At 63.2% G+C, this 19,626-nt stretch carries 20 protein-coding genes and 3 pseudogenes; 7 read left to right on the top strand and 16 right to left on the bottom strand.

Going from position 1 to position 19,626, the window contains the following annotated elements; genetic code table 11:
- Positions 1-113 precede the first annotated feature (113 nt).
- On the bottom strand, positions 114-1,247 hold the full coding sequence (locus tag G6N26_RS22830; protein WP_083018750.1) for a M42 family metallopeptidase: 1,134 nt from the start codon (positions 1,245-1,247) through the stop codon (positions 114-116).
- 78 nt (positions 1,248-1,325) lie between these two features.
- Positions 1,326-1,508, bottom strand: a pseudogene (locus G6N26_RS22825) ((2Fe-2S)-binding protein); the annotation flags it as partial.
- Here G6N26_RS22825 and G6N26_RS26260 point away from each other — a divergent pair.
- Positions 1,487-1,579 (top strand): annotated as a pseudogene (locus G6N26_RS26260) (TetR family transcriptional regulator); the annotation flags it as partial. The pseudogenes G6N26_RS22825 and G6N26_RS26260 overlap by 22 nt on opposite strands.
- 18 nt (positions 1,580-1,597) lie before the next feature.
- Here G6N26_RS26260 and G6N26_RS22820 read toward each other — a convergent pair.
- The 3 genes from G6N26_RS22820 to G6N26_RS22810 all read right to left on the bottom strand — a co-directional run bounded on the left by G6N26_RS22820 (position 1,598) and on the right by G6N26_RS22810 (position 5,775).
- The gene (locus G6N26_RS22820; protein ID WP_083018751.1) at positions 1,598-3,391 is read right to left on the bottom strand and encodes a CocE/NonD family hydrolase; all 1,794 of its coding nucleotides are present in this window, start codon (positions 3,389-3,391) and stop codon (positions 1,598-1,600) included.
- A gap of 384 nt (positions 3,392-3,775) precedes the next feature.
- Positions 3,776-4,240: a formate dehydrogenase gene (locus G6N26_RS22815; RefSeq protein ID WP_083018773.1), complete on the bottom strand. Its 465-nt coding sequence runs from the start codon at positions 4,238-4,240 to the stop codon at positions 3,776-3,778.
- A 236-nt stretch (positions 4,241-4,476) separates the two neighbouring features.
- A complete protein-coding gene (locus G6N26_RS22810) occupies positions 4,477-5,775 on the bottom strand; it encodes a cytochrome P450 (RefSeq protein WP_083018753.1) in 1,299 nt (432 codons plus the stop codon).
- 188 nt (positions 5,776-5,963) lie between these two features.
- On the opposite strand from G6N26_RS22810, the gene G6N26_RS22805 reads away from it, so the two are divergent.
- Both G6N26_RS22805 and G6N26_RS22800 read left to right on the top strand, forming a co-directional pair.
- Positions 5,964-6,698, top strand: coding sequence for a FadR/GntR family transcriptional regulator (locus G6N26_RS22805; protein WP_067167764.1), 735 nt, complete (start codon positions 5,964-5,966; stop codon positions 6,696-6,698).
- Positions 6,695-7,399, top strand: a complete 705-nt coding sequence (locus G6N26_RS22800) for a sterol desaturase family protein (protein WP_083018755.1) — start codon at positions 6,695-6,697, stop codon at positions 7,397-7,399. Before G6N26_RS22805 ends, G6N26_RS22800 begins: the two co-directional genes overlap by 4 nt.
- A gap of 103 nt (positions 7,400-7,502) precedes the next feature.
- On the opposite strand, the gene G6N26_RS22795 is transcribed toward G6N26_RS22800, so the two are convergent.
- Complete coding sequence (locus G6N26_RS22795) at positions 7,503-8,435, bottom strand: TIGR03619 family F420-dependent LLM class oxidoreductase (RefSeq protein ID WP_083018757.1); 933 nt, start codon at positions 8,433-8,435, stop codon at positions 7,503-7,505.
- 76 nt (positions 8,436-8,511) lie between these two features.
- Positions 8,512-9,135 (bottom strand): NADPH-dependent F420 reductase, encoded by a 624-nt coding sequence (locus G6N26_RS22790; RefSeq protein ID WP_067167770.1) that lies wholly within the window; start codon positions 9,133-9,135, stop codon positions 8,512-8,514.
- Between the two features lie 100 nt (positions 9,136-9,235).
- Between G6N26_RS22790 and G6N26_RS22785 the strand changes: the two genes are divergently transcribed.
- Positions 9,236-9,718, top strand: coding sequence for a MarR family winged helix-turn-helix transcriptional regulator (locus tag G6N26_RS22785; protein ID WP_083018758.1), 483 nt, complete (start codon positions 9,236-9,238; stop codon positions 9,716-9,718).
- Positions 9,719-10,043: 325 nt separating this feature from the next.
- Here the strand turns inward: G6N26_RS22785 and G6N26_RS22780 are convergent, their stop codons facing one another.
- The 4 genes from G6N26_RS22780 to G6N26_RS22765 form a co-directional block, all read right to left on the bottom strand.
- A complete protein-coding gene (locus G6N26_RS22780; RefSeq protein ID WP_163648864.1) occupies positions 10,044-10,802 on the bottom strand; it encodes a hypothetical protein in 759 nt (252 codons plus the stop codon).
- Positions 10,762-10,959 carry a hypothetical protein gene (locus tag G6N26_RS22775; protein WP_083018760.1) on the bottom strand — a complete coding sequence of 66 codons (198 nt, stop codon included), beginning with the start codon at positions 10,957-10,959 and terminating at the stop codon, positions 10,762-10,764. The genes G6N26_RS22780 and G6N26_RS22775 overlap by 41 nt, the downstream gene beginning before the upstream one ends.
- 302 nt (positions 10,960-11,261) lie before the next feature.
- On the bottom strand, positions 11,262-11,975 hold the full coding sequence (locus G6N26_RS22770) for a hypothetical protein (protein ID WP_139799160.1): 714 nt from the start codon (positions 11,973-11,975) through the stop codon (positions 11,262-11,264).
- 32 nt (positions 11,976-12,007) lie between these two features.
- Complete coding sequence (locus G6N26_RS22765; RefSeq protein ID WP_083018762.1) at positions 12,008-12,616, bottom strand: recombinase family protein; 609 nt, start codon at positions 12,614-12,616, stop codon at positions 12,008-12,010.
- 361 nt (positions 12,617-12,977) lie between these two features.
- Between G6N26_RS22765 and G6N26_RS22760 the strand changes: the two genes are divergently transcribed.
- From G6N26_RS22760 to G6N26_RS22750, 3 genes are read left to right on the top strand one after another with little or no spacing between them, the layout of a single operon-like run.
- Complete coding sequence (locus G6N26_RS22760; RefSeq protein WP_139799161.1) at positions 12,978-13,883, top strand: pentapeptide repeat-containing protein; 906 nt, start codon at positions 12,978-12,980, stop codon at positions 13,881-13,883.
- Positions 13,880-14,566, top strand: coding sequence for a nucleotidyltransferase domain-containing protein (locus G6N26_RS26625; protein ID WP_083018765.1), 687 nt, complete (start codon positions 13,880-13,882; stop codon positions 14,564-14,566). The genes G6N26_RS22760 and G6N26_RS26625 overlap by 4 nt, the downstream gene beginning before the upstream one ends.
- Entirely contained in the window at positions 14,544-14,897 is a 354-nt protein-coding gene (locus G6N26_RS22750) for a hypothetical protein (protein ID WP_139799162.1), read from the top strand. The genes G6N26_RS26625 and G6N26_RS22750 overlap by 23 nt, the downstream gene beginning before the upstream one ends.
- 283 nt (positions 14,898-15,180) lie before the next feature.
- Here the strand turns inward: G6N26_RS22750 and G6N26_RS22745 are convergent, their stop codons facing one another.
- The 5 genes and pseudogenes from G6N26_RS22745 to G6N26_RS22725 all read right to left on the bottom strand — a co-directional run bounded on the left by G6N26_RS22745 (position 15,181) and on the right by G6N26_RS22725 (position 19,593).
- Entirely contained in the window at positions 15,181-15,351 is a 171-nt protein-coding gene (locus G6N26_RS22745) for a hypothetical protein (RefSeq protein ID WP_163648860.1), read from the bottom strand.
- A 207-nt stretch (positions 15,352-15,558) separates the two neighbouring features.
- A complete protein-coding gene (gene istB / locus G6N26_RS22740) occupies positions 15,559-16,374 on the bottom strand; it encodes an IS21-like element helper ATPase IstB (protein WP_083020620.1) in 816 nt (271 codons plus the stop codon).
- Positions 16,374-17,587 (bottom strand): annotated as a pseudogene (gene istA, locus G6N26_RS22735) (IS21 family transposase). The gene istB and the pseudogene istA overlap by 1 nt, the downstream one beginning before the upstream one ends.
- A 633-nt stretch (positions 17,588-18,220) precedes the next feature.
- Positions 18,221-19,384, bottom strand: a complete 1,164-nt coding sequence (locus G6N26_RS22730; protein ID WP_163648858.1) for an AAA family ATPase — start codon at positions 19,382-19,384, stop codon at positions 18,221-18,223.
- Positions 19,381-19,593: a helix-turn-helix transcriptional regulator gene (locus tag G6N26_RS22725; RefSeq protein ID WP_308208233.1), complete on the bottom strand. Its 213-nt coding sequence runs from the start codon at positions 19,591-19,593 to the stop codon at positions 19,381-19,383. The genes G6N26_RS22730 and G6N26_RS22725 overlap by 4 nt, the downstream gene beginning before the upstream one ends.
- Between the last annotated feature and the right edge of the window lie 33 nt (positions 19,594-19,626).

Genomic DNA, 19,626 nt, shown 5'->3' with positions numbered 1-19,626 from the left:
CTGTCCAGCGGATCGCCCATCTGCGAGACCACGTGTGCCACGTGCCAACCCCATCGTTCTGCGTCCGGAAGCGTCGCCAGACTAACAGCCTGACCAGCACGATTATCGGGTTTTCAGGACTTCTTTCGGATGGGCTCCCGCACGAAATCGACCACGATGGCGGCCATGTCGTCGATCGCGCCGCGAGCGATGACCTCGTAGCCGTGGGTGCTCAGCGTGGGCAGGCACAGCAGGCCGGCCCGGGCGGCCTGCCCCGTGGCCTTGGCGTGCGACGCGTCGGATTCGAAGGCGCCCAGCGCGGCCGGCTGCGGCGACAACCCCCGGTCGGTGGCGATTTTCAGCAACCGGTCCGCGACTTCTTTATCGTAAATGCACAGCGCGTCGCTGTAGCCGATGATCGGTCCGCCGGTGACGCTGGTGTTGTATTCGCTCTCGGTCGGGCCGACTTCCAGGGCGAGCGTGACGTCGCCGGGCAGGGTGGCGCTTGCGTAGGTGCCCCCCACCCCGCCGATCTCCTCGTTGGTGGTGAAGACCAGATAGACGTCGTCGGCGGGGCGATGATCGCGCTCGCGCAATTCGCGGGCGGCCTTCAGCAGCGCGGTGACCGCCGCGCGGTCGTCCAGGAAGTAGGCGCCGACGTAGTCGCCGATCTTGACCAAGGATCGCTTGCTGCGGTCGATGCACACCCGGGTGCCGGCGTGCACTCCCGCGGCGGACAACTCCTCGGTGCTGCGGCCGGTGAACACGTACACGTGATGCCAGTCCAATGCGCGGTCGCCCTTGTCGGGTTTGGTCTCCCAGATGCGCGAGCTTTCCTGGGTGGTGTGTTCGGAGCCGAGAGCCAGTACCGCGGTGAGGGTTTCGTTGTCGCCGAGGACGGCGACCGGGCCCAGACCGAAGTTGCCCGGGTACATCGTGCCCAGCTGCGTCATATGCAGGGTGCCGTCGGAGTCCACGCGTTTGACGATCATGGACAGTTCGTCCATGTGCGCCATGACCCGCGTCGCGGTGCCGGGCGTGGCTTGCGTCCGCTGCCGGTGGTCGGGCGCGCCGGCGTTGTCGGTAGACGCGTCGGCGGCGATGTAGCCGATCAGGTTTCCCGCATCGTCCGTCCACATGTCGTCGACGACCGGTTGCAGTTCGCGGGCGATGACGGCGCGAACTTCGTCCTCCTGCCCGCACGGCCCGTAGGTCCACAGGAGTTCTTGCAGCAACTCGTCGCCTGAGTCGCGGTCGGGGTTCGCCATGAGATCCTCTCCGTCATCGGGTTCAGAGGATCAGTACCCGCGATAGCCTGCCGCTATCGCAACCGATGCGAACGGTCCTCAGGCGAGCGCGACACCGAGTTCTTGGGCGAACACCCTGATCATGTGCTGGACGGCGATTTCGTTGCGCCCGATGATCATGTGGCTGTGCCAGACGCCCTCGCCGCATTGGGGCAGCAAGGCGAAGTCCTCGTCACGAACGGCCGCATGCACGCCTTCGCGGGCGTCCACCGCGCACCGGACGGGAGCTGCGACGGTTCCTCGGGGATTGGATCGCGCCGTCGGTGCGTGCCCACGCCGCCGTCGAGCAGTGAGCCGCAGACGGTCCCGGCTCAGCTCACGGCGTCCGGGTCTGCCAACGGGACGAGGATGTGAGAGGGCGTCGGCCCGCCCTGGTGCAGTCGATAGCGCCCGCCGGCCAGGGCTCGGCGGGCCGGCTTGCTGGGCACCAGGTGCGGAAAGTCATAGGTGGTGATCGTCAGGCGCAGGCGGTGACCCGCGGCGATCAGCGCGGCCGTTGGGAAGATTTCGACGTCGTAGCGGGTGACCTCCCCCGGCACGACGGGCTCCGCGGCCGATCGGGTGCTGAGGTGCTGCGGCCGCAGGACGGTGCCGTCGGGCAGGTACCAGGTGCGGTCGGGGTCCAGCGTCCGGTGTGAGCCGAGGAGCGCGCCCTGGCTCAGCGGGCGGCTGGCGCCGTCGGGCGCGACGGCATCGAGGTGGGCGACCCACACCGTCTCGGTGGTGGTGGCCGTCGCGTGGATGGTCAGTGCGATCGGCCCGGCCACCAGCTTCGCCTGCCCGAACGGCTCGGTGGTGTAGCTCAGCGCGCCGCGCTGCAGGCGGCGGTTGTCCTGGTCGTAGCGGATGGTGCGGCCGCGTTGGGAGAACATGAAACTGCTCAGGCCCAGCGACCACTGCTCGAGGCTGCGTCCGGACAGGGGCCCGCGCGCCACATAGGTGAGCGGCGCCACGGTGGCGTCCGGCGAGGCGTCCAAGCTCAGGCGCCCCGCGTCGGACAGGTAGAGGCGAGTGGGCGTCGCCTCGGCGAGCGGATAGTTGTCGGCGCGAAACCACTGCGAGCTGCCGATCGCCTGAAATGCCAGCGGCTTCCCGGAGATAGCCGCGGCGGCGTCGTCCTTGAGCCAGTGGTCGAACCAGCGCAACTGCAGCGCGTTGAGGTGTAGTCCGCCGTGGTCCGACACGTGATACCACGGGCCCATCATCAATCGGATGCGATCCGAGACCGGTTGGCCGGGTTCCATCGGTGCGTCGTCCGGGCGGCCGACGGCCGCGTTCTGCAGCGCGGCGTAGTTCAGCGGCGCCCCGCGCTGGAATGCGTCGTGCCAACCGCCGACGAGGAAGGTCGCCACGCCGTTGGCGGCGACCTTGGGCAGGACCAGCCCCGGACTCATCGCATCCCAGAATGGGCCGTCATAGGCGGTTTCGCCGCCGGCGACCACCTCGGCGATCAGGGGCCGGAAGTAACGTCGCTGGTCGCGTCCGCGCTGTCGCACCGCGGCGAGACCTCCCGAGCGCGGTCGCGCGTGACCGCCGCGGGCGAGCCACTCGAGCGTGGGGTTGACCAGGTTGAGCAGCGTGTAGACGGACCCGTATCCGCGGACCGCGTGCAGGTGCGGCACGCCGCCCATCGTGGCGGCGTCGCGGTAGAAATCCCGGGCGGCCATTACCGGGAAGATCGCTTTCAGCGGGGAGCCGGGGCCGACGGCGGCCGCGGTGAAGAGCTGGTTGATCGCCAGGTAGGACAGTCCCACCATGCCGACGCGGCCGTTGGCGTTGGGCAGCGTGGCCGCCCACTGCACCAACTCCACCCCGTCCTGCGTCTGCCGGTCGCCGCACATCTCGAACGAACCGCCCGAGGAACCGGTCCCGCGGACATCGACCATCACCTCGATGTAGCCGCGTTTGATGAGGTAGGGCGCCGCGCCGCCGCCGATCTGGGCGGCCGGGGGCGGGGCTTTCTTGCCGTAGGGCGTGATCGACAGCAGCACGGGGAACGGACCCTGCGCGGGCTGCCCAGTCTCGGGCACCGTGGGGTAGTGGATGTCGGCGCGCAGTTCGACACCGTCGCTCATCGGCACGGCGACGTTGTGTCGCACGCCCACGCCGTATGTCGCCGGGGGCGGTGTCCACTCGGGCGCGAACGGCGATGGGCTGGTCTTGCGGACGCGTCGCGCGACGCGGCGCCGGGATCGCAGAGTCGTCCTTGATCTCACCATCGGTAAAGCTCCCCCTGAAGCACCGCGGCGCCATCGCCGCGAATCATCAGCGAATTTAGAGCACCGTCCTCAGCGGAACTGAGGGGGTGTCGACGATGGCGCCGCAACCTGACTTCGCAAGGCGCTCGCAGGCGGCGACCGGCGATTCGCGCTGACAGATCGTCGATTCCACCCGCTTGGCCAACTTCTCGTTGGCATAAACAGTCCCGCGGTCTCTGGCTTCATCCGAAGCGGCGTCCGCTGAAAACCGTGGGGCCTCAGCTGATTTCGTCAGACTGCCTCGTCCTTGGCGTCGGCCACGAAAGGGGTGACGCTCGGATGCAGATGTCGCAACAGCTCCTCACCGGAGAACTGCATGCGCTCGGCCTCATCCAGGAAACCAGACTGCGCGGCTGAGGATTCGTAGACCAATTGGGTGGCCTTCGCTGCCCTCGGCTCGCGCATCGCCTTGCGCTTCTTCAGACGCATCAGTTCGGGATGCATCTTCTTCCGCTGTGCGGGAGGGATCAGCGCACCACGGTTGAAGGCCCTCATGCCAAGCTTGTCCGCGACCTCCCGGACCTGACAAGTCTTCAGCCGGTAGCGCCAAGCGATTTGCGAAATCGTGAACCACCCCCGTGGCATCCGCCAGATCCAGCCCGCCACGGTAACCACCGTCAACACAACCGCCAGGGTCGCTTCAGGGCGGAACAACCTTCCGGGGAACGTGATCGTCACGATCCCCACTACCAGCATGACGACGAGAGCTGACACGAAAAAAATCTGAGTCGGACTCACCCCGCCCCCTTGCTTCCACCGCGAGTACGTCCAACGGTCTCAGAACCGGCTGGCGGTGAAACCGCGACACGCCGAAGCGTCACCGGCTCGAAACCACATGGGCTCGTCCGAGATGTCGTTGCAGCGATCGCTCGGCCACGCCACGGCGTCGATAACCTTGGAAGCCGCTCGTTGACCTCAGCCGTGTGACTGATTCATTCGAGCACTACGGTGGTTCCGCGACCCGGCACCTGGGTGATCGACCGGCGGTGTATCGGCTCGGACTTAGCGTCGACGGGGCGCACCCGCATGGTGGTGAACATCGCGCCGAGCACAATCCGCATCTCGCATTCGGCGAAAGTCGCTCCAAGACAACGGCGCACGCCTCCGCCGAACGGAATCCACGTGTACGTTCCCGCGCGGTTGTCGAGAAACCGCTCGGGACGAAACTCTTTCGGGTCGGGGTAGATGTCGGGACGGCGGTGCATGAGATAGATCGAGGGCGCGACCTTGACGCCGGCGGGCAGTGAAAACCCGTCGACCTCCATGGGTTCGGTGAGCCGTCTGCTCACCAGGGCGAGCACCGGCCGCATCCGGAGTGTCTCCTTCACCACGGCATCGACATACCTCTGGCCGTCGCCGGCGTGCGCCTCTTCGATCAGGCGCGAATGCGCGTCCGGGTGACGGATGATCCGCTCGACCGCCCACGCCAGTCCCGATGCCGTTGTTTCGTGGCCCGCCAATAGCAACGTGATGAGCTCGTCGCGAATCTCTTGATCGCTCATCGGATTACCGTCTTCGTGCCTGGCCTTCAACAGCATCGAGAGGACGTCGGTGCGGTCATCGAGGTCGGCTTGCCGACGGCGAATGGCGATCTCTTCGTAAAGCAGGCGATCCACGTCGGCCAGCAACTTGTGAGTGAGCGCAGTCCTCATCTTCTGGGGCCCTACGAGCAAGAGGAAAAACTGCGCCACGCCGTTGGTTGTGAGAACGAGCGTCCGCTGTAGCGCCCGGCGCAACCGGTCCATGCTCTGCCCACGCTCGAGTCCGAACACCAGGTGCAGGATGACTTCGAGCGTCAACGCTTGCATCCGGGGATGCAGCCGCACCGGCACACCGCGGGGCCAGCGCGCAATCTCAGCCTCGGCAATGGCGGTCATCGTGCTCATGTAGCTCTGCAACTGATTGCCGCGAAACGCGGGCATGAGGAGTCGACGCTGTTCTCTGTGCGCATCGCGGTCGAGCAGTAGCACCGAGTTCTGGCCCACCACGGGCTGCAGGATGCGATTTGCTTCCCCGGCGAGCACCAATTCGGGAGGCGAGGTGAAGATCTGCCGCACCGCATCGGGATGCGAGACCATCACGATCGGTCCCTCGCCGACCAGCTTCATAGTGAACGTGTCGCCATATCGGGCGGCGGCGCGGTCCATGAACTCCCATGGACGAGCGATCCACTCAGCAGTTTGTACTGCCACCGGTGCTCGAGGACCGGGTGGCAGCGTGTCGGCAGCCATCGATCACCCCCAATGGGGACGGCGCGTGCTAGGTAGCTTGGGCAACTTTATGTGCTGAGGCTGCCGGCCACCAGAGGCTCGCCGGCCGCATGCCTCCGCGGCGCGAGCGGCGCCTTCGAACCTGCGAGGCGCAAGCGGCACTGGTCTGACCACTTGACGTCTGGCCAATTACACGGAATGGTGGGCGCATGGCGCTGCGCCCCGTGACTCGACAGTCGATACCCGAACACGTCTTCGAGCAGATCATGTCTGACGTGCTCAGCGGCGAACTGGCGCCCGGGGAGATGCTGCCCAGCGAGCGCAGACTCGCGGAGGTGCTGGGGGTGTCCCGGCCAGTGGTTCGCGAGGCGCTCAAGCGCCTCACCGCTGCCGGCCTGGTCGAGGTTCGACAGGGGGACGCCACCACCGTGCGGGACTACCGTCGTCACGCGGGCCTGGACCTGCTGCCCCGGTTGTTGCTCCGCGGCGGGGATCGCGGTGACGAGCTGGACGTAGGGGTCGTGCGCAGCATTTTGGAGACCCGGCTGCACAACGGCCCCAAAGTCGCCGAACTGGCCGCCGAACGTGGCGGCCCGCAGGCGGCCGCCGTGCTCGAGGCCTCCGTGGACGCGCTGGCCGCCCAAGAGGATCCGACGGAACGTCAACGTGCCGCCCTGACCTTCTGGGACCACGTCGTCGATGCCGCCGACTCCATCGTCTTCCGGCTGATGTTCAACACCCTGCGGGCCACCTACGAACCCGCACTCCCGGCCCTCAACGCGGTGATGGCCGCCGAGGTCGATCACCCAGAGCTGTACCGCCAAGTGGCACAGGCGATCACCGCCGGCGATCCGGCGGGCGCCAAGCGCGCCGCGACCGAACTCCTCGAGCCGGCCACCCGCGGCCTGCTCACCGTCCTGTCTGGCCTGGATGAAGAGCGATGACGACACCCATACGCGGTAACCTCACCCTGCCCGCGGCGGGCCGGGAGTTTTGGCGCCACCCCTCCCCCTGGGGCATCTCACTGACGTTCGCCGGGGCGCTGACGGCCCGGATCATCGTCGGTGATTGGCAGCTCACCGATGCCGTGCTGCCGGCGCTCATGGTCGCGGCCTTCCCGGCTTTCGAGTGGACCATCCACGTCGCCATCCTGCATTGGCGGCCCCGCAGTGTCGGTCGCTTCGTCGTGGATCCCTTGCTGGCGCGCAAACATCGCGAACATCACTGCGAGCCGCGGAGAGTCGAACTCATCTTCATGCCCTGGCAGACGCTGCTCTGGGTGATCCCGACGGCCGTCGGCGTAGCCCTGGTGGCCTTCCCTCGGCTCGGCCTCGGGCTGACGTACCTGGTCGTCTTGACCGCACTCGGGCTGGCCTACGAATGGACGCATTACCTCATCCACACCGACTACAAGGCGAAAAGCAGTGTGTATCGGGCAGTTTGGCGTAACCATCGACGGCACCACTTCAAAAACGAACACTACTGGTTCACCGTCACCACCGCCGGAACCGCGGACCGGCTGCTCGGCACCTACCCGGATCAGTCGACCGTACCGACCTCCCCGACGGCCAAGAATCTGCACGGTGCTCGTACGAGCTCACCAACCTCTGTGGGTGGCCGTCAAACGACTGCACCCGCCTTTTGACCTACTGCTGTCTTCATCGGACTGGCAGATATTGAACCTGGGCTGACTTGGCAAGTCGGACATAGTCCGAATCTCAGTGTGCTGCAATGGCTTTCGTAGGCCCTCACCCGCGCAAGCGCGATACCGGTTGATCCACCCGGGATACCGCACGACCATTCCATCGAGCGATTACCTGGCCGGCGAAGTCAAGCATCTGGTCAAGGCCGGAGAACAGTGCGAAGGCATCGATGATCGCCTCGTCAGCACCGGACTCGGCGAGGCCTTCGAGCCTGTCGGCGACAGCGTCAACGGACGTGCCCGGATCGAGGTTGATCCTCATCGCCGTCTTCAGCGCGTCAGGATCTCGGCCGGCATCCTGCGCCGCACTCCGCGCAATCGACCACAAGTGGTCGGTGACCTCGTCCTGCAACCCCTCAACCCCGAGCCAGCCGGTGCCGCTGCGGCCGACCCGGCGCATCGCGGCCTCACTGGCACCGCCGATCCAGATGGGCGGGCCACCAGGCTGCACCGGGCGCAGGTCGGCATGCACGGGCGGCAACGAGAAGAACTCGCTGTCCCAGGACACCGGGGTGGTCGTCCACCACTCGTGCAGGAACGCCAGCAGGTCATCGAGCATCCGCCCGCGTCGGCTCCAGTCCGCGTTGCGGGCGATGTCGTGTTCGTCCTTCATCCACCCGATGCCGACGCCAACGTCAAGGCGGCCGTCGCTGAGCACGTCGAGCGTGGTCAGCAGCCGGGCCAGGTGCGGCGGCTCGTAGTAGAACGTGCTGAGCGTGCTGGAGTTCAGCCGCACCCGGCTGGTCGCCGTCGCGGCGACGGTCAACATCAGCACCGGATCGAGGTAGCGCGTCATCTGCGGCGGGTACGGCTGCTCTTTGCCCGGATAGGTGCTGTGCATCTCGACCGGCGTGACCAGGCGATCGCCGACCCACAGCGTGTCGTAGCCCAGGTCCTCGAGTGCGCGGCAGAAGGCACTCAGCCCGGCGGCGCCGCTGACAGCGAACCCGACGAAGGGAAGTGCGAAACCAAGCTTCATCGCGAGACTCCTATCATTTCGATGATTTATCAACCATTGGGAGGGCGCAGGCCTCCCTGTTCGTTCGGCTGTGCGGCTAGGCGGGAACGGCGGCGCCCAGGGCGAAGTTGAAGTCGCCCATCCCGTGGCGGGCGAGGCCCATCATGACCAGGCCCGTCGCTTCCAGCCAGTGCGCCATGTTCAGGCCCCCGACGTCCAGCGGACGCAGCTTCAGGCTCTCGATGAACTCTTCCAAGTGCGCCTTGGCGCGCGCGTCGTCGCCGGCGATGAAGACGTCGAGCGGTCGGCCCTGGGCCAGGACGACGCCGAAGATGGTGTTGAATGCCTTCACCACGCTGGCGCTGGCCGGGGCCGCCTTGGCAACTTCCTGCGCGATCGAGGTCTCCTCGGGAATGGCCAGGCCGTCGGCCGCGGCATTAAAGGGGTTGCTGATGTCGACGATGATCTTGCCCGCGAGGGCGTCGCCGTACTGGGTGACGACCGGAACGACGTCGGCGTACAACACGGAAACGATGACGATGTCGCCGGCCGGGGTGGCGCCGAACTCTCCCGTCGTGGTGCCGCCGCCGAGATCTTTGGCCAGGCCAGCGGCCTTGGCCTGATCGCGGCCGATGATTTCGACGGCGTTGCCGCCCGCTACCGCCAGCGCGCCGATGGCGCGGGCCATGTTCCCGGTTCCGATGATGCTGATGCTGCTCATGAGGTGTGTCCCGTCTCGGATAGAGGATCGAAAAGTTGACGCGTCTACCTTATGCCAGGTTTGATGACGCGTCAACCAAATCGCGGTAGCATGGGGGCTAATGGAAGCGAACTGGCTGAACCCTCGCGAGGACCGCGCCTGGCGGGCCTTCCAGCACGCGCATCATCAGCTCGACGTGCACCTGAACCGGGGCCTACAGGAATCGGGCCTCTCGGGGGCCGACTACGAGGTCCTGGCGGTGCTATCGGGTCACGACGGGGACCGCATGCAAGCCCGCGATCTGTGCAACGCCCTGGGCTGGGAGAAGAGCCGTGTCTCCCATCAGGTACGACGCATGCAGAAGGAAGGGCTGATCTGTCGCGAGCCCAACCCCGACGACGCGCGCAGCACCATGGTCCGCCTGCTGCCGGCTGGCCGCGCCGCCATCGAGAAGGCGGCACCCGGGCACGTGGAGGACGTCCGCCGCAACTTCATCGACCTGCTCACCCCGGCCGAGCTCGACATGCTCGCCGCCCTCAACGAACGGGTCCTACGCCACCTGACCAAAGACGACGACTCTGCTGCCGATGACGAGCCCTCATAAGTGAGGTTGCGTTCACCGACCAGCACGGCGGGTGCTGCGTAACTCGATTGGCGCGTACTCACTGCGTACCGGACACCACTCGGTGGATGCGGATCAACCGGGAGAGGCATTTTCACCTGATGAAACTCTGTGGAGCTAAGGGGAATCGAACCCCTGACCTACTCGATGCGAACGAGTCGACATGGGCGTTTGGCACTGCATGCAACGTTGGGCGCGTTAAGTTTCTGCAGGTAGACGGGTTGGCCACGTTGGGTACGAAAGAACCGTAGTGGAGCTACTGCGGACGGCCTGCGGACTGCCGCATGTAATCAACGGCCAGGAGTAGTCACCATGCCCTGAGTTTGTCGATACGCTCCGGGGCTTCTCCGGACTCTGGCGGCTCAACTTCATATCCCAGCGCACGGAGAGCTGCGATCGCCTCGCCCGGCGAATCACGCACCGCCGCCCTCGTCTGGAGTCGACGCCATTTCGCGCGACCGTTGACGATAACCTCCCGCCAGTTCGCTGCTGCGCAGAAACCACAGTCAGAAATCAAGAACTCGATAACGTCCTCGATACACGGGCGGAAGCGTTCGGAGCCCATAGGTATGTGCAGCGACTGAAAGCTGTGCGGCGTCGGGTGCCCGAGCTGCGACAGGATGTGGGAAGCTGCGCCCCTGTGAGCAGTTACTTGTACGTGCGAGTGGGGTTTCGAATGCGCGTCGCGGTCATAGTCCCAGCGGACGATCGGCGCTCGCTCTAGCGTTGATTTTAGTTCTAACGTCGAGTGCTCGACCGCCAGGTGCTTGCCAAACGAGTCCAGGCACAACTTGTAATTCGCCCGGAACGTGGCAAGGTCACCACGCGTGCTGCCGTCATCACACCTCGCGAGAAGCGGAATCTCCGCCGTGATTACGGCGCGCGTCTCATCCTGTCTGAAAACGACCTCTAACGCGGCGTCGGCCTGAGAATCGACATGAAACGCGAGAAGTGCGTAGCTTAAATCGAATGCAAAATTGCTGACGCTGCTCTGGAAAGCCTCTAGTTCTGCTTGCGCTCCACCCCTACGCGGAGGCGTCGGCGAGGAGGTAGGCGATTGATTCAAGCTCTTCCCATGCCTCATACTCGTCACCGACGAGCACATACTTGTCCGCGCGTATACGCAACTCATCCAACGTGAGACCCAACTTCGAGAGAATCTCCTCACGCCGGGCTCGCAGTTCCTCATCGCTCATGGAGAGCGTTGCTATCTTGTCGCCCATCGCGCACTCCCCTTCAAGGTACGTCGTCAGTGTGGCACCGCACGGTGTGCCGTGTCATCTGCTGTCTTGGCATGTCATTCATCAGTTTGGACCCACCATCTGACAAGTCGGTGCGCAGAAGCCTCTGAACTGGGATTACTCCCCGCGACGTCGAGGTGAGTGAGGTTCGTTTCAGGGCGGATCGAGGACTGCCTGACCTGCGGATTTCGCGGAGAGAGAGGAGGCGCTGGCCGTACCAGGCCGGGCATTATTGCAGCGCGGGGTCAGCCCCCACCCCCATTTGCGTGGGGATGAAAGAACCATCAGCGCCGAGTCCGCCGCGCTCTGCGGGACGCCTCGGATTCGTAGAGCCAGATGGCATGGTCTAACCGCTTCTGGGTGACTCCAAGTGTGTCTGCAGCGCATTCGAGAGCGGCTTGGACACGGTTCGGTTCTGCGGACTTTGGCAGCGCCAACGCACGACTGACGTAACGAATGAGGAGGGTATCGGCCTTGCTGCCGTCAGGACCAGCCAGCATCAAGAAGTAGTCCCAAGACGCCTTACCGAGACCGTGGACATTGGTCCATGCCTTGCGCACAGCTTCTAGTTCATCGGGGTTTTCGGCGGCCTTTCGTAGGTCTTGGGTGGTTTCGATGTTGAGGGCCACCAACGCTTCTGCGGCTTGGCGCATCGCCTTACCTTTCAGTACCGACGTTCCCGGTGCTTTGTGGTGTGTGCCGACTGAGGCGCTCCACCGTTCAACACCGCCGATCTCGTCGAGGGCGGCAAGGAACTGGGGAAGGCCGTCGGTGTCGGCATCCGCACCATGTTTCAGTCGATGTTGTCGGTACCTGTTGAGCACTGGTACGACCACCGTGTCGTAGCCGTTTCGCAGTGACTGGATTGAGTCGATGAGGCACAACGCGAGCGAATCTGGGTAGCCACGCGGTTCCTCAAGTAGTTCCGTATCGCCCGGCACTCCAAGAGTCTCGGAGATCGCACCTAGGAGCAGCCGGCAGTCATCATGGGGATTCATGGCCCGACGCTAGCGTGAGGAACCGACAGAGATCAGTCGCTTTCGTCCGGCTCTTCTGCAAGCACCCGGTAGACAGTTGCGCGGCTCACACCAAGTGTCTTGGCGATGATGCTTGCCGATTCGCCGCTGGCGCGCATCCGCTGCGCCAGTGCGGCCTTTTGGGCATCGAGAGCCTTGGGCCGTCCGATAGCCTGCCCGCGTGCACGACGGGCCTCACGGGCGGCTGTACGCCGTTCTCGACCCAACTCCAATTCAAGTTCAGCCAACGAGGCCATGATGCCCAGCACTGCGCGACCGGTGGGCGAGGACGAATCGACACCCTCGCGGATCGCACGAATGATGACGCCCCGGTTGAGTAGGTCGGCCACGGTCCTCATCACCTCCGAGGCGGAACGGCCCAGGCGGTCGATGCCGACAACCGTGATTGTGTCGCCTGCACGGGCGTAGTCGAGCAGTGCTGCAAGTCCTGGCCGCTGCTCACGGGTCGTCGCGCCAGACGTCTTGTCCACGTAGATGCGATCTTGGGCGACACCCGCAGCGGTCAGCGCGTCGGCCTGCTGGTCGAGATTCTGATGCCCGGTGGACACGCGGGCGTATCCGAGAACGGTTCCGGCGGCAGCGGGGGCGGTCGTGAGCGACATGCGAACAGTGTCGCAAAAGTCGCAGAATATGTCAATATGAGACAGGGGTTTTGAAGCATCTTTTGAGAGAGCGTGACATCGTATTTTCTACAGCGCAACCGATCCCGGCGGGAGCGTCTCAGTTCTTTAGTTTTGCGACATACCGGAACCGGCGTCCGACCCTAGAGCCGAAGACCCACCGCGACGAGCTGTCTCGGCCAACAGAAAGCGCAGCCTGGCCGCGTGTGCGATTTCCATGGGCATACGGCCGCCATTCGCGCACGATAGACACCCGGTGCGTTGTAAAGTCACGCGGAGATTGCGGACCGCTTGACGCTATTAAGTCAACAGGTCGACAAGAAGGGAAGCCGAAGGGAATTAGGTGCCCGAATCTTATCTTCGCCGCGACGCGCAATATAGCCTGGACGCGGTTGCGAGGTCCACAGCCGACAAGTTTGAAGATGTTTTATTTGTCGATGAGCGATTCGATGGTAGAGACCTGACAGGAAAGTCATTCAAGCACTGTACTTTCGCGAATATTAGCTTCAAGGAGAGCACGCTAGAGGGCTGCACATTTCTGGATTGCGTATTTCTCGACTGCTACTTTCGACTTGCCAATATTGGCAGTAAGTTCCCAGCATCTCGATTTATCTCATGTGATTTCGCACGATCTAAGTTGCTCGACAGCGCGGACTTCACTAACTACACCTATTGGCAAGATTGTTATTTAAAGTACGATGAGATTAAACCACGACTGCCCTCACGTTTGAATATACGTGTAAGATTAGCAAACAACCTAGCACGCGAATGCGAACGACACGGCGAATCAGCGGAAGCGCGAAAATTCCGATTATTAGCGATCCGATCGTGGGAAGAGCATTGCAAAGAAATATTCTTCTTACGAGAGTCGAACTACCGAAACAAATATACGGGGCAGCAATCTAAAGGCGCGGTAGAGTACCTTAAGAGCAAGCTTCAAGGCTTCATCTGGGGTTACGGCGAAAAAGCGCGAATCCCCATAGGGATGTTCTTCGCGCTCACGTTTGTTATCTATCCGCTGATATTCTGGGCATTTCATGGCAGTTTTCAGTTACAACCGGGACAGCAGATGAATTATTGGAGCTACCTGCTTGTCAGTCTCGACGATGTCTTGCCGGTCGCAGGGGTTGCACCTGCTCCGCCGAACTCTGATCTCTTGAGGTTCGTGATCGCGTCCCAGGTGTCCATAGGGGTGCTGTATGCTGGGATTTTCATCGCACTCCTCTTGAAGGTAGGCCAACGGAGATGACGTGCGCTGGTGATTCGCTCGTAGCGATGTACGGATCGACCGCTCGGGGTGACGCCGACGCGAGCAGCGACCTCGACGTCTTGGTGTTGGCCGATCCCGGCTTGAATATTCCTAAGTCGGCAATCCCCCGCGGTGCGCACTCGAGCCGTTACTCGTGGACAGAATGGCTCGAAATGCGTAACGAAGGCTCTATATTTTTGCAGCATATTGCTGCCGAGAGCCGCGTTCTCTCGCATTCAGGAGAAGGCCTACGAAGATTTCACGCAAGTATTCATGATTTGCCACCGTATGAAAATGCTCACCGCGATGTTAACGCTTTTGCGGCTGCGCTTAACTCAATACAGAGTGAGTTGACCAAAGATGACTGCTGCATATATTTTGAGCTAAACACATTAGCGATGGTTGTGCGTCACGTGTCAATCCTCATCTGTTACCTGATCGGTGAGGTAAACTTTTCGCGACTGCACAGCGTGCGCATTGCCGCACAGGCTACCGGCGCGGCACGGGCTTTGGCCGACGATTTCGCTAGTTTGTACGAGTACAGATTGGCGTTTCAACACAGGGCACCCATACCGCGCGAGACGCCCGACTTAGACCAGATTTATATATGGCTTGGAGATGCCAAGGAACTTTTGCGGAGTGCAGAGGAGTTGATTAGAAATGCAGACCGCATACGTCGATAAGTACATCGCCGCAGTGCGTGAGCAGGCGACTGGCTCCGCCGAAGCTGCTTACGTCCATCGGATCGAGTTGCAGCGGGCGGTACTTAAACTGCACCGAGTCGTCGCGACAGTATCGGGTGCTAAGCGTCCAGAGACGCTAGATGCGCGTCTAGAAGAGGATGGCGGCATCAGGACCGCCAGCAACCGAATGGCAGCAATCGCGACGCAAATTTGTCAACCCAGCGAAGCCCTTGACCGGCGCTGGGCGAACGAATGGCAAGCACTACGAGCTGCGGTGGAATCACTTGAAGTCCATATTGCGCGCACGAAAGATCCTGCACCGCTGATTTAGCTCTGGTGCGTCGCAAATATGAGGACCCGGCCTGGCAGCGGGTAGTGAGACCGTAATCGAAGGATGGCGATCCTTAAGGTCTGCAATCGACCAGTGAAGAGTGCTTACTAAGACTGGAACCTCCCGTTGCTCAACCTTGAAACGGGCATGAAAAAGCCCCGCATGTCGACGTCAGTGAATCGACTGCTGCGGGGCGGGAGTCGCCGTGAGTTCCGTGCATTAAGGGCACGGTCAGGCAGCTAGAACACGTAGCCATCCGAATCCCTAGAGAGGACCACGTCTGCTACTTGTACAGCAGCGAGGTAATCGCAACCACCGCGATCTTCGACACGGCTTCTGTCCAAGCCACGAGACGCTTCATAGGCTTCTCGCTTTGACAGAACACCGCGCCGTACAGCAGTGGCGCGAAGGTTATGACCACCAGCATCAGAAGAGCGATTCCGCCGTGGGCCATTGTGAACCTCCTTCGAGGATTGATGTGCCGACTTCGTGTGGCAACAAAAAAGCCGGGAAATCCCGGCTTTTGGACGCGCCCGAAGGAACGTCCTTCACTGTGCGGTGCACAGCAAAGATTGGGTTGGTTAAAGAACCGAAGAGAATTGGCTGATGTCGGCTCCGGTTGAATCCTGAGCAGCCTGCTCCGGTTGAAAAGTGAGCAGGTTTACGGAGTTGAGTCTGCCTGACGATCGGCTTCCACGGAGGGTAGGGATTCGATCGCAGTGTGTTTGATGCGGTAGCTGGCACCTTTGAGGGCGATGACGTCGGCGTGGTGCACGATCCGGTCGATCATGGCTGAGGCGATGGTGGCTTCGCCGAAGACCTGTCCCCAGCGTGAGAACGGCAGGTTGGAGGTCAGGATGATCGACGATTTCTCGTATCGGGTGGAGACCAGTTGGAAGAACAGGTTGGCCGCTTCGGTGTCGAACGGGATGTAGCCGACCTCGTCGATGACGATGAGCCCGTAGCGGCTGATCTTGCGGAGTTCGGCTTCGAGCCGGTTGGTGCGGTGGGCTTCTGCCAGTCGGGTGATCCAGCCGGTGGCCGGGGCGAAGGCGACGCGGTGTCCGGCGTGGGCGGCGGCGATCGCTAGCGCGGTCGCCAGGTGGGTTTTGCCGGTGCCCGGTGGGCCGAGCAGCACGACGTTGCGGGCCTCGGCAAGCCAGCCACCGGCTTCCAGTCGGGCGATCTGAGCGCGGTCGACGGCGGGTTGGGCGGTGAAGTCGAAGTCGGTGATCGTCTTGATCGCCGGGAACCCGGCATACCGGATGCGTTGACGTGCACCCGATTCCGCACGGGCATTCGATTCCACCGCCAAGACCGCACCCAGGTAGTCCTCCAGCGACCAGCCGACGTCGCGGCCCTGTTCGGCCAGCCGGTGGTAGTGCTCGGCGATGCGCGGAGCCTTGAGCAAGCGGGCCTGATGTGCGATGAGCTTGTCGGCGTCACCGGGCGCTGACGGTGTGCGCTTGGCGGGCATCAGGCGACCTCCCCGGTTCCGAACCGCGCGTCGTAGGCACTCAGATCGGCCACCTCGACGTCCACCGCCAGATGCGACCCCGCGGCCGGACGAGCCCGGAATTGCTCCCGCAGCACCGCTGCAGCCGCAAGATGGCCTGGATCGGTGACCAGACCTGCTGTGCCCCAGAGCCTTTGATGGTCAGCGACTAATCGGTCACCGCAGTGAGCGGTGATCTTCTCCAACCCGGTGGTGACGGTGATCATCCGCCCGATCACCTCCGGGTGCACCGAGTACGCGTTGCCGCCGGCACTGACGTAGTAGTCGCGACCCAACCGCGTCGTGACCGTCGTTCCCGTCACCGGGGCCATCGGTGGCAGTGCGGCCATCACCGCCCGATCCACCGCGAGTGCATCGGCGGGCACCAGGCCCGTGGTCGCGTGGGTGCGGCGATTGGCGATCGTGGCCAGCCACGCCCACAGTTGGGTGTTGAAGTCCGCGGGCGAGGAGAAGGCGCGGCCGGGCAGGAACGAGGTCTCCAGGTAGCCGTTGGCCCGTTCCACGAGTCCTTTGGATTCGGGGTCGTACGGTCGGGTCTGGATCAGCCGGGTGGCCAACACCCGCAGAACCCGACCACGCCCTCGGCGAGGCGACCGCGTTGACCGATACCGGACTCGTTGTCCCACAACAGTGTTCGGGGAACCGCGCCGACATCCTGCACCAGTTGCCACATCCCCGCCAGCAGATCCCCAGTCACTCGCGACGGGATCATCATCGCCGCGATGTACCGCGAATATGCCGCAACCATCACGAGCACCGGGAACGACCGAAGCACCCCGGCGTGATCGGGTACCAGCGCTCCGGGAAACCACAGGTCGCACTGCACCTGCTCACCGGGCCGATGGACCAGTCGGTCGCACGGATCGGCTGGAGCGTACTCCGGGCGGATCCTGGCCACATTCTCGGCGAACCAGGAATGCCCACCCGTCCAGCCGACCCGTTCGGCAATCACGGTGGCCGGCATTGTTGGGAACTGGCCCAGCAGCACCCGTACCGCAATCTCGATCTGCGCCCACGCCGACGTCGTTGACGGTGCGCGTTCATAGCGTGGTGGTGCCTCAGCGCTAATCGCCTTGGCCACGGTGTTGCGCGATAGCGACAACCGCCGCGCGATCGCGGCCTGCGACAGGTTCTCCGACCGATACAGCCGGCGAATCTCCGCCCAATCCTCCACAGTGATCACTCTCCAATCAGAAGGGTGCTCACTTTTCGACCGGAACTACCTGCTCACTTTTCGACCGGAGCCGACAGGCTGATCGACAGTCGATGGGCTGTATGCGGTACGACGCAAGCGCTTCTGCCCGGTGCGGCCAGCGAGACCAGACGACATGACCGTGGGCGTTAGGAGTGCGAGCCGGCCACACTGCGCTTGTTTTTGCGCGCAAGAAAGCACCCAGACTTGCCGCAAGCCTACAGCGGAATGCTGACAGCCTGTGACAGTGACACGCCCTAACTGGGCTTTGAAAAGGGGTCTCGTGGGGCGATGGGCATAGTTCGCCTATCGCCCCACGTGTATCCATGAATACTTGGACCGCGGATCGACACGCGCAGTCACAAGGTCATGGTCGGTCCGACCCCATCCCGCTGCGCGTAGGTCTTCTTGTTCGTCGAGTCCTGGTCAAAAGTCACTAACCCAGCCGGGTAGGGGTAGGTCGAAATCCCTATGAATCGCCAAGGCACGCGACCGCTCGGGGCGCATATCCGGCTGTGCACGTTTTGGAAAAATGTGGCCCGCGGGCGACCCATCCCTTAAACGAAGAAAGCGCGCCGGACTTGACGTCGGGCACGCGCTCTTCGTGTCGAGAGGTTAGGCCGCCTTAGCGGCGGACTGCGCGCTATCCCCTTCCTTTTTCAGGAACCAGTTCCAACCGCCCGTGCTGGTCTTCCGGGTGCCTACGAGGTTGCTCATCGCGTTGCGCGCTTTGGTGAGCTCGTTCACCTTGAAGCCTTCGACCACGCCCTGAGCGATCGCATCGCGGCTCGCAACCTCCCCATGCTCATCGCCATACACCTGTACATACATCAGGATGAACTCCTGAGCAGGAGTGAGCTTTTCGGGCCGCCCCTTCGCCTTATCGCCGTTCGCGGTTGCCAGGATTTCGCCGAGTGACCGATCAGATACGCCGAGAACCACGAAGCGACCGGTGTGCGCGTCACCGTGCGCGGTCTCGACCGTCGCGGATTCGATACGGTAGCTGATCGAAGGCAGATCAGACCGCCCGAGCGAGTTCTTCGACTGCGTCAACACGCATGAACCGTCCGCCGATCCTGGATCGCGACCGAACCCGAAGATCGCTCGCGGCACATTCTTGAAGGCTCCCGAACCAGTGATACGTGCGCTGATGTCCGTACCAGAACCTTTATTCCAGTGCGCGATCCCAAGGATGACGGCCTTCGTGCGATCTGCGATCTTGGCCAGCGGGTCCAGCGCCTCACGAACATCACGCTCGCGGTGCGTATCAATGCGGTCACTCACAAGTGACATGAGCGGATCGAGAACTACCAGTGCAACGCCGTGGTCAGTAATGGCCGCTTCGAACAACTCGTTGTCGTGCGGGAGAGACAGCGTCGCAACGGAATCCGAGTCAGACACCACCTCGAAGCGCCCGATCTGCGCAAGATCAGCGCCAGCGGCCATCAGGCGCGGAACGAGGGTGTGCGCCCACGAATCCTCAACGGCCACATACAGAACCTTGCGAGGAGTTCCGAACCACGCGCCCTGCAGACGACCGGTCGAGACGAGAGCCGCGATGGTAATGCCAAACGACGACTTGCCCACACCTTCCGGTCCCGCCGCGATGGCAATGGTGCCAGCGGCGATCCGCCCCGAAGATGCCGAAGATTCCGGACCTATCGAGTTGGAATCTTCGGAACCTTCGTACAGTGACTCAAGGCTCCCGGACCATGCCCATGTAACCGGCTCGGGTGCAATCGAGTCGGCCCAGGTGATGCTGGCGCGCTTCGCGGTCACGCCACCCCCTGACCGCGACGGGAGTTGCGCTCCTGGTCCTCGACCCACGACATCACATCAGCGCGCCGGTAACGGATGCGACCACCAAGCCGGAACGACGCCGGCCCGCACCCTGACGAACGGTAATAGCGGAGGGTGCCGACGGGGATGCCCAACTCGGCCGACACCTCCGTCGTGCTCATCAGTACGGCCTCGGATGCTGTTAACACCGATTCTCCTTAACCCCTAAACGCTTGACCTTC

This window comes from Mycobacterium marseillense (assembly GCF_010731675.1).
GTDB classification, from domain to species: Bacteria; Actinomycetota; Actinomycetes; order Mycobacteriales; family Mycobacteriaceae; genus Mycobacterium; species Mycobacterium marseillense.
Note: the sequence above shows the minus strand (reverse complement) of the source record. Positions and strands in the feature narration are given on the sequence as shown.